At 65.9% G+C, this 7,706-nt stretch carries 5 protein-coding genes and 1 pseudogene; 3 read left to right on the top strand and 3 right to left on the bottom strand.

The window, feature by feature from the left end; translation table 11 throughout:
- A pseudogene (locus WA965_RS02510) lies at nucleotides 1-463 on the bottom strand (protein translocase subunit SecD); the annotation flags it as partial.
- An 89-nt stretch (nucleotides 464-552) separates the two neighbouring features.
- Nucleotides 553-891, bottom strand: coding sequence for a preprotein translocase subunit YajC (yajC, locus tag WA965_RS02505; protein WP_526297652.1), 339 nt, complete (start codon nucleotides 889-891; stop codon nucleotides 553-555).
- Nucleotides 892-1,230: 339 nt separating this feature from the next.
- Between yajC and gabT the strand changes: the two genes are divergently transcribed.
- Nucleotides 1,231-2,571: a 4-aminobutyrate--2-oxoglutarate transaminase gene (gene gabT, locus WA965_RS02500; RefSeq protein ID WP_526297650.1), complete on the top strand. Its 1,341-nt coding sequence runs from the start codon at nucleotides 1,231-1,233 to the stop codon at nucleotides 2,569-2,571.
- Between the two features lie 6 nt (nucleotides 2,572-2,577).
- Here gabT and WA965_RS02495 read toward each other — a convergent pair whose 3' ends face one another.
- On the bottom strand, nucleotides 2,578-3,399 hold the full coding sequence (locus WA965_RS02495) for an alpha/beta fold hydrolase (protein ID WP_526297648.1): 822 nt from the start codon (nucleotides 3,397-3,399) through the stop codon (nucleotides 2,578-2,580).
- Nucleotides 3,400-3,456: 57 nt separating this feature from the next.
- Here WA965_RS02495 and WA965_RS02490 point away from each other — a divergent pair, with 57 nt between their 5' ends.
- Together WA965_RS02490 and car are read left to right on the top strand one after the other, a co-directional pair.
- Nucleotides 3,457-3,921 carry a MarR family winged helix-turn-helix transcriptional regulator gene (locus tag WA965_RS02490; RefSeq protein ID WP_526297646.1) on the top strand — a complete coding sequence of 155 codons (465 nt, stop codon included), beginning with the start codon at nucleotides 3,457-3,459 and terminating at the stop codon, nucleotides 3,919-3,921.
- Nucleotides 3,922-4,065: 144 nt separating this feature from the next.
- The gene (car, locus tag WA965_RS02485; protein WP_526297644.1) at nucleotides 4,066-7,548 is read left to right on the top strand and encodes a carboxylic acid reductase; all 3,483 of its coding nucleotides are present in this window, start codon (nucleotides 4,066-4,068) and stop codon (nucleotides 7,546-7,548) included.
- Nucleotides 7,549-7,706 lie beyond the last annotated feature (158 nt).

The raw sequence follows: 7,706 nt of genomic DNA, 5'->3' as shown, positions 1-7,706 counted from the left end.
CACCGGGCGGCATTCCGGGGATCGCACCGGGTGGCATGCCGGGCGCCGGACCCTCCTGCGGCAGCGCACCCTCCGCGCCCTCCGCGGGGATCGAGTGGATCACCGGCCGGATGTAGAGGCGTGCGGTCTGGCCGAGGTTGCGGGCCTCACTGCTGTCGTTGCCGGGCACGGTGATCACGAGGTTCTGGCCGTCGATGATGACCTCGGAGCCCGAGACGCCGAGGCCGTCGACTCGGGCGCTGATGATCTGCTGCGCCTGGTTGAGCGCATCGCGGGTGGGCGGTGTGCCGTCCGGGGTGCGCGCGGTCAGCGTGACCCGGGTGCCGCCCTGCAGATCGATGCCCAGTTTGGGATCGGGCTCCTTGTCCCCGGTGAGGAACACCAGCAGGTAGGAGCCGATGAGCATCACAAGGAAAAGAACCAGGTAGCGGGCAGGGTGCACCGGCGTCGAAGACGATGCCACGTGTCAGAGTCTCCTCGAGATCAGTTCGTCAGTACCGCTCGGTGCGGCAACCGCACGCAAAGGGTATGTGCTGAAGCTGAGATATCAGCTCAGTCTTTGGTGTTGGGGCTTTCCGTGATCTCGGTGGTTGTCGATTGTGACTCCTCCACCTCGTCCTCGTCGTCCTCGATGTCGTCGGCGATGCGGTCTCGCACGGCGAGCTTCATCCAGGTGGTGACGACGCCGGGGGCGATCTCCAGGTCCACATAGTCGTCGCCGAGGTTGGTGATCGTGCCCTGCAGACCCGACGTGGTGTGGACCTGATCACCGATCTGGAGAGAGTTGTGCAGGTCGATGGTGGCCTGCATCGCCTTCTTCTGCTTGCGGGAGGCGAAGTACATGAACGCGCCCATGACGATGAGCAGTGGAAGGAAGATGACCAGATCCATGGCGGTGACTGTCTTTCGTATCGGTCTCGCGGTCACGGCGTCCGAACCCAGAGGTCGGGGCCGCATCTATGAAGAAGTTGTCGACCAGTGTGCCATTGCGGCCCGTCATCTCCGACCCCCCGGGTGGGCTATCGCGGCACCTGGACCGGTCCGGGGCCGTCGGCGGGGGCAGATTCGGACATCACCACAACGAAATTCGTTGCCGTTACCCGGTGTCGCCGATGGTCTCGGCACAGGGTGCCCAGGTTATCGATGGATCGAACCTTCCAGCGGCTAGGCTCGAACCGCAGCCGGCAGTCGTCGTCGCCCGTTTCCAGAGGACATCCAGGAGGTCTCCCGTTGAGCACCCTCGAGCAGAGCCGCCACCTCGCCACCGAGATTCCGGGCCCGCGGTCATCTGAGTTGATCAAGCGCAAGACCACCGCGGTGGCACGTGGGGTCGGCAACACCATGCCCGTCTACGCGGCGCGCGCGTACGGCGGAATCGTCGAGGACGTCGACGGTAACCGGTTCATCGACCTGGGATCGGGAATCGCGGTCACGACGATCGGAAATTCCTCGCCACGGGTCGTCGAAGCGGTGGCCGAGCAGGCGGCCAAGTTCACCCACACCTGTTTCATGGTCACTCCCTACGAGAAGTACGTCGCTGTCGCCGAGGCACTCAACCGGCTCACCCCCGGGACCGGCGAGAAGCGCTCGGCGCTGTTCAACTCCGGGTCCGAGGCCGTCGAGAACGCCATCAAGATCGCCAGGACGTACACCCGCAAGCAGGCGGTGGTCTCGTTCGATCACGCCTACCACGGCCGCACCAACCTGACGATGGCGCTGACCGCCAAATCAATGCCCTACAAGCACGGGTTCGGCCCGTTCGCGCCTGAGGTCTACCGCGCACCGATGTCCTATCCGTTCCGCGACGCCGAATTCGGCAAGGAGATGGCCACCGATGGCGAGGTCGCGGCCAAGCGGGCCATCAACGTGATGGACAAGCAGGTCGGCGCCGACAACCTGGCCGCGGTGATCATCGAACCGGTCCAGGGTGAGGGCGGCTTCATCGTTCCCGCGGAGGGATTCCTGCGCGCGCTGCTGGACTGGTGTCGCGCCAACAACGTGGTGTTCATCGCCGACGAGGTGCAGAGCGGATTCGCCCGCACCGGCGCGATGTTCGCCTGCGAACACGAGGGCATCGACCCGGACCTGATCGTCACCGCCAAGGGCATCGCCGACGGGATGCCGCTGTCGGCGGTCACCGGACGCGCCGAGATCATGGATGCGCCGCATGTCAGCGGGCTGGGCGGCACCTACGGCGGCAACCCCGTGGCCTGCGCTGCAGCGCTGGCGACCATCGAGACGATCGAGGCCGACGGTCTGGTCGAGCGCGCCGCGCACATCGAATCGCTGATGAAGGACAAGCTCGGCCGGATGCAGGCGGAGGACGATCGGATCGGCGACGTCCGCGGGCGCGGCGCGATGATCGCCGTCGAGTTGGTCAAATCCGGCACCTTCGACCCGGACGCGGAGCTGACCAAGAAGCTGTGCGCCGCCGCTCACCAGGCCGGTGTGATCGTGCTGTCGTGCGGGACGTTCGGCAACGTGCTTCGCTTCCTGCCGCCGCTGACGATCAGCGACGACCTTCTTCTGGAAGGACTGGACGTCGTAGCGGGCTTGCTCGCGGACCTCTGAGCCGGCCTACACCGGCTGAGCCGCCCAGAAGTCGGTCAGTGCTGCCGCGACCGTCTGCCGGTCGATCAGCAGCGGCGAGGAATGTCCGGACCCGTCCGCGGCGACAACCTTCGCATCGATCATGGTGTCGGCGACGGCTTGGGCGTCAGCGGGCCGCCAACCGGTGATGTCGTCGCGGCCGGCGATGAGCAGCGTCGGGACGGTGATCGTCGACAGGTCCGCGCCCATGTCCGGACGATTGAGCATCATCGACCGCATCGCACGGAACATGGCCGCCTTGTCCGCACCGGTGAACGCACTCATCACGGCGTGCGCGAGTTCGGGTGCCGCATCGAATGATTCGGCGCCGACCAGTGCATCCGACAGTGGCTTGACCAGGATTGGGTTCGGACCGGTCAGCCGATAGAGCTGGACCAGCGGCCACACCTTGGTCCATCGCTCGGCCGCGCGCAGGGCATGAGCGGGCGTGCCGATCGTGGTCAGCGTCCGGATGCGGCCGGGTCGGTGCGCGGCCAGCTGGATTCCGACATGGCCGCCCCAGGCGTTGCCCACCCAGTCGACCGGCCCGGTCACACCGAGGCCATCGAGCATCTGCTCGGCGGCGGTGACGCACTCCGCGAAGGTGAAGTCGCGCTCGACGGGTGTGCTTCGGCCGTGCGACGGGCCGTCGACGACGATCACAGAGCGGGTGCGCGCCAGGTCGTCCTGGAGACCACACCACGAGCGGGAGTCGAGAAACAGACTGTGCCACAACACCACCGGCGATCCGGAACCCATACGCTCGACATGGAGACCGCCCAGAGACGTGGTGACGAGTTCGGATGCCATCATCCTCCATTTACTTCGGAAACCGAAACTTCAGTATCCGTAGTATCCTCAGCGGGCATGGCCACGTCAAGAGATCTGCCGCAGGACCGACTGGCCATCGGCCAGCTGCTGGTGCGGCTGCTGCGGGAGTTCCGCGACGACCTCGCCGCCCCCCGGGCAGCGGCAGGTTACGGCGACATCCGCGAACCGCATTTCCAGATCTTCGGCAATATCCGGATGGGTGGCGTCCGGCTGACCGAACTGGCCGAGCGTGCGCAGTTGAGCCTGGCCGCCACCTCGGGGTTGGTCAACGATCTCGCCGAGATGGGCTATGTGACCCGTCGCCCGGACCCCGTCGACGGTCGCGCGAAACTGATCGAGTTGACCGAGCGTGGCCGCGGCCTGATGACCGTCGCCGGCGATCGGGTCGCCGACATGGAGCGGCGATGGTCAGAACTGGTCGGCTCCAAGGACTTCGCACAGATGACACGGACGATGCAGCGCCTACTCGATGAGTTGAACCCGAAAGACTCACGGGGCTAGGCGCCCACCCGTACGGGAGATTCACAGCGGTTTGACAGCGCTGTCAGCCCCCACATTCGGAATAAAGTTAGTTTTACTAACGTAATTTTTCGGTAGGCGCAGCGTCGCGCCCCCAACTACCCCGATATGGCTCAAGGACTTCTGATGTCTACCAATACTCGAGAAGAGCGGCTGGCCGGCCGCGTCGCCGATCTGCAGCACACCGACCCGCAATTCGCGCAGGCGCTGCCCAGCGACGAAATCTCACACGCCATCGAACCGCGCGACGTGCGGTTGCCTGCGCTCATGCAGACGGTGCTCGACGGATACGCCGAACGGCCGGCGCTGGGCCAGCGCGCTGTGCACTTCGTCGAAGACCCCCGGACAGGCCGCACCTCCGCCGAACTACTGCCACACTTCGACACCGTCACCTACGCCGAGGTCGCCGACCGGGTCCACGCGATCTCCAACGCGATGACCGAAGTGCACCCCGGCGATCGTGTCGCGATTCTCGGATTCACCAGCGTGGACTACACCACCATCGACATGGCGCTGGCCATGCACGGGGCGGTGTCGGTGCCACTGCAGACCAGTGCGCCGGCTGCGACCCTGCAGCCGATCGTCGCCGAGACCGAACCGGTGGTGATCGCCTCGGCCGTCGACTATCTCGCCGATGCGGTTGAGCTGGCACTCGGCAGCCCGACCGTCTCCGAGCTGGTCGTCTTCGACCATCACGCACAGCTCGAGGACCATCGGGATGCGCTGGGCGATGCGGCAGCGCGGCTGTCGGAGGCCGGCCGAAGCATCACGATCGACACCCTCGCCGACATCATCGACCGCGGACGCAGATCGCCGGTGCGCCGGCCTCACGTCTCCGCCGAACCCGACCCGCTGACCCTGTTGATCTACACCTCCGGCAGCACCGGCGCCCCCAAGGGCGCGATGTACACCGAATACCTGGTCGCCAACGCGTGGCGCCGGTCCACCCGCGCCAACTGGGGTGACCAGGGCGCCTATCCGTCGATCACCCTGAACTTCCTGCCGATGAGCCACATGATGGGCCGAGCGATGCTCTACGGCACGCTCGGCGCCGGCGGCACCGCATATTTTGCTGCCAGGAGCGATCTTTCGACCTTCCTCGAAGACCTCGCACTGGTGCGGCCCACCCAGCTGTCCTTTGTGCCGAGGATCTGGGACACGATCTTCGCCGAGGTCCGCAAGGAGTTGGACCAACGCCCCGGCGATGACGCCGCGGTGTTCGCCGAACTGCGACAGAGCCTGCTCGGTGGCCGGTACGTCTCGGCGATGACGGGTTCTGCGCCACTCTCCGCCGAGATGCGGACCTTCGTCGAAGCTCTTCTCGACATCCACCTGATCGACGGGTACGGCTCGACCGAAGCCGGTGCGGTCTTCGTCGACGGGCAGATCCAGCGACCGCCCGTCATCGACTACAAGCTCGTCGACGTCCCCGATCTCGGATACTTCCACACCGATCGCCCGCACCCTCGTGGTGAACTGCTCGTCAAGTCCGACAGCCTCTTTCCCGGCTACTACGAGAGGCCCGAAGTCACCGCCGAGATGTTCGACGCCGACGGCTACTACCGCACCGGAGACGTCGTCGCCGAAACAGCACCCGATCAACTCGTCTACGTCGACCGCCGCAACAACGTGCTGAAGCTGTCACAAGGCGAGTTCGTCACCGTCTCCGCCCTCGAGGCCGTGTTCGGCGACAGTCCGCTGATCCGTCAGATCTACCTGTACGGCAACAGCGCTCGCGCCTACCTGCTGGCGGTGATCGTGCCCACCGACGAGGCGCTGCGCCGAAACGACGTCAAGACCGCGGTCAACGAATCGCTTCAGGACGCCGCCAGGGCGGCGGGTCTGCAGTCCTATGAGATCCCCCGCGACTTCATCATCGAGACGACACCCTTCTCTCTGGAGAACGGCCTGCTGACCGGTATCCGCAAGCTGGCCCGGCCGAGACTGAAGGCGCAGTACGGGGATCGGCTGGAACTGCTCTACTCCGAACTGGCCGACGGCCAGGCCGACGAACTGCGCGAGTTGCGTGCCACCGGCGCTGACCGGCCGGCCCTCGAGACGGTGGCGCGGGCTGCCGGAGCGCTGCTCGGGGCCTCTGCCGGTGAGCTGAAGCCCGACGCCCACTTCACCGATCTGGGCGGAGACTCGTTGTCTGCGTTGACGTTCGGCAACCTGCTGAGTGACATCTTCGATGTCGACGTGCCGGTCGGGGTGATCGTCAGCCCCGCCTCCGATCTGCAGACGCTGGCCACCTACATCCAAACCCAGCGGCAACCGGGCAGCACGAGGCCGACCTTCGCCTCCGTCCACGGCCGCGACGCGACCCGGGCGCACGCCGGCGATCTGACGCTCGACAAGTTCGTCGACTCCCAGACCCTGGCGGACGCCCCGTCACTGCCGGGTCCGAGCGCCGAGGTCCGCACCGTCCTGCTGACCGGGGCGACCGGGTTCCTGGGCCGCTATCTCGCGCTGGAGTGGCTGGAGCGGATGCATCTGGTCGGCGGCACCGTGGTGTGCCTGGTCCGCGCGAAAGACGATGCCGCGGCGCGTGATCGGCTCGGCAAGACATTCGACAGCGGCGATCCGAAACTGCTCGAACACTACCGGGAGCTCGCGGCCGACCACCTGGAGGTCATCGCCGGAGACAAGGGCGAAGCCGATCTCGGGCTCGACCCCCGCACATGGCGACGGCTGGCCGACACCGTCGATCTCATCGTCGACCCGGCAGCCCTGGTCAACCACGTGCTGCCCTACAGCCAGCTGTTCGGCCCCAATGCACTGGGCACCGCCGAGCTGATCCGCCTCGCGCTGACCACCAAGCAGAAGCCGTTCGTCTACGTGTCGACCATCGGTGTCGGCGCCGGGATCGAGCCCGGCGGGTTCACCGAAGACGGTGACATCCGGACGATCAGCGCGACCCGCAGCGTCGACGACAGTTATGCGAACGGCTACTCGAACAGCAAGTGGGCCGGCGAGGTGCTGTTACGGGAGGCACACGACCTGTGCGGGTTGCCGGTCTCGGTGTTCCGCTGCGACATGATCCTGGCGGACACGACCTACGCGGGCCAGCTCAACCTGCCTGACATGTTCACCCGGCTGATGCTCAGCCTCGTCGCCACCGGCACAGCACCCGGGTCGTTCTACGCACTCGACGCCTCCGGCCACCGTCCGCGTGCGCACTATGACGGTCTCCCAGTGGAATTCATCGCCGAGGCGATCTCCACGCTGGGCTCTCATGTGGTGGACGGATTCGAGACTTTCCATGTGATGAACCCTTACGACGACGGTATCGGACTCGATGAGTTCGTCGACTGGCTCATCGATGCCGGATATCCACTCCAGCGCGTCGACGACTACGCCGAGTGGCTGCAGCGCTTCACGATGGCGGTCAACGCGCTACCCGATCGTCAACGTCAAGCCTCACTCCTGCCGCTGCTGCACAACTACCAGCGGCCGGAAACACCGATCCGCGGCTCGATCGCGCCGACGGAGAGGTTCCGCAGCGCGGTCCAGGACGCCAAAATCGGGCCGGACAAGGACATTCCGCATGTGACGCGAGAGGTGATCGTCAAGTACGTCACCGATCTGCAGTTGCTCGGACTGCTGTGAGCTCGGATCGGCGACTCTAGGCGGAAATCAACTCGACGATGATCGTCCGGATGTCGTCGGCAGTCAGGCCGCAGTCGTCGATGTCGAACGCGACGAGGTCGGACACCAGATCGTTGCTCGGCCGTGCGCACCGATCGGCCACCAGCACATCGATGTAC

It is taken from the genome of Mycobacterium sp. (assembly GCF_049683935.1).
Taxonomy (GTDB): Bacteria; Actinomycetota; Actinomycetes; order Mycobacteriales; family Mycobacteriaceae; genus Mycobacterium.
The sequence above is the reverse complement of the archived record's forward strand: the minus strand, read 5'-3'. Positions and strand labels throughout refer to the sequence as shown.

Bases quoted from the DNA above. Each gene is read 5' to 3' on its own strand.
- car (WP_526297644.1), top strand. From the start codon at position 4,066: ATGTCTACCAATACTCGAGAAGAGCGGCTGGCCGGCCGCGTCGCCGAT.
- WA965_RS02490 (WP_526297646.1), top strand. From the start codon at position 3,457: ATGGCCACGTCAAGAGATCTGCCGCAGGACCGACTGGCCATCGGCCAG.
- WA965_RS02495 (WP_526297648.1), bottom strand. From the start codon at position 3,399: ATGGCATCCGAACTCGTCACCACGTCTCTGGGCGGTCTCCATGTCGAG.
- yajC (WP_526297652.1), bottom strand. From the start codon at position 891: ATGGATCTGGTCATCTTCCTTCCACTGCTCATCGTCATGGGCGCGTTC.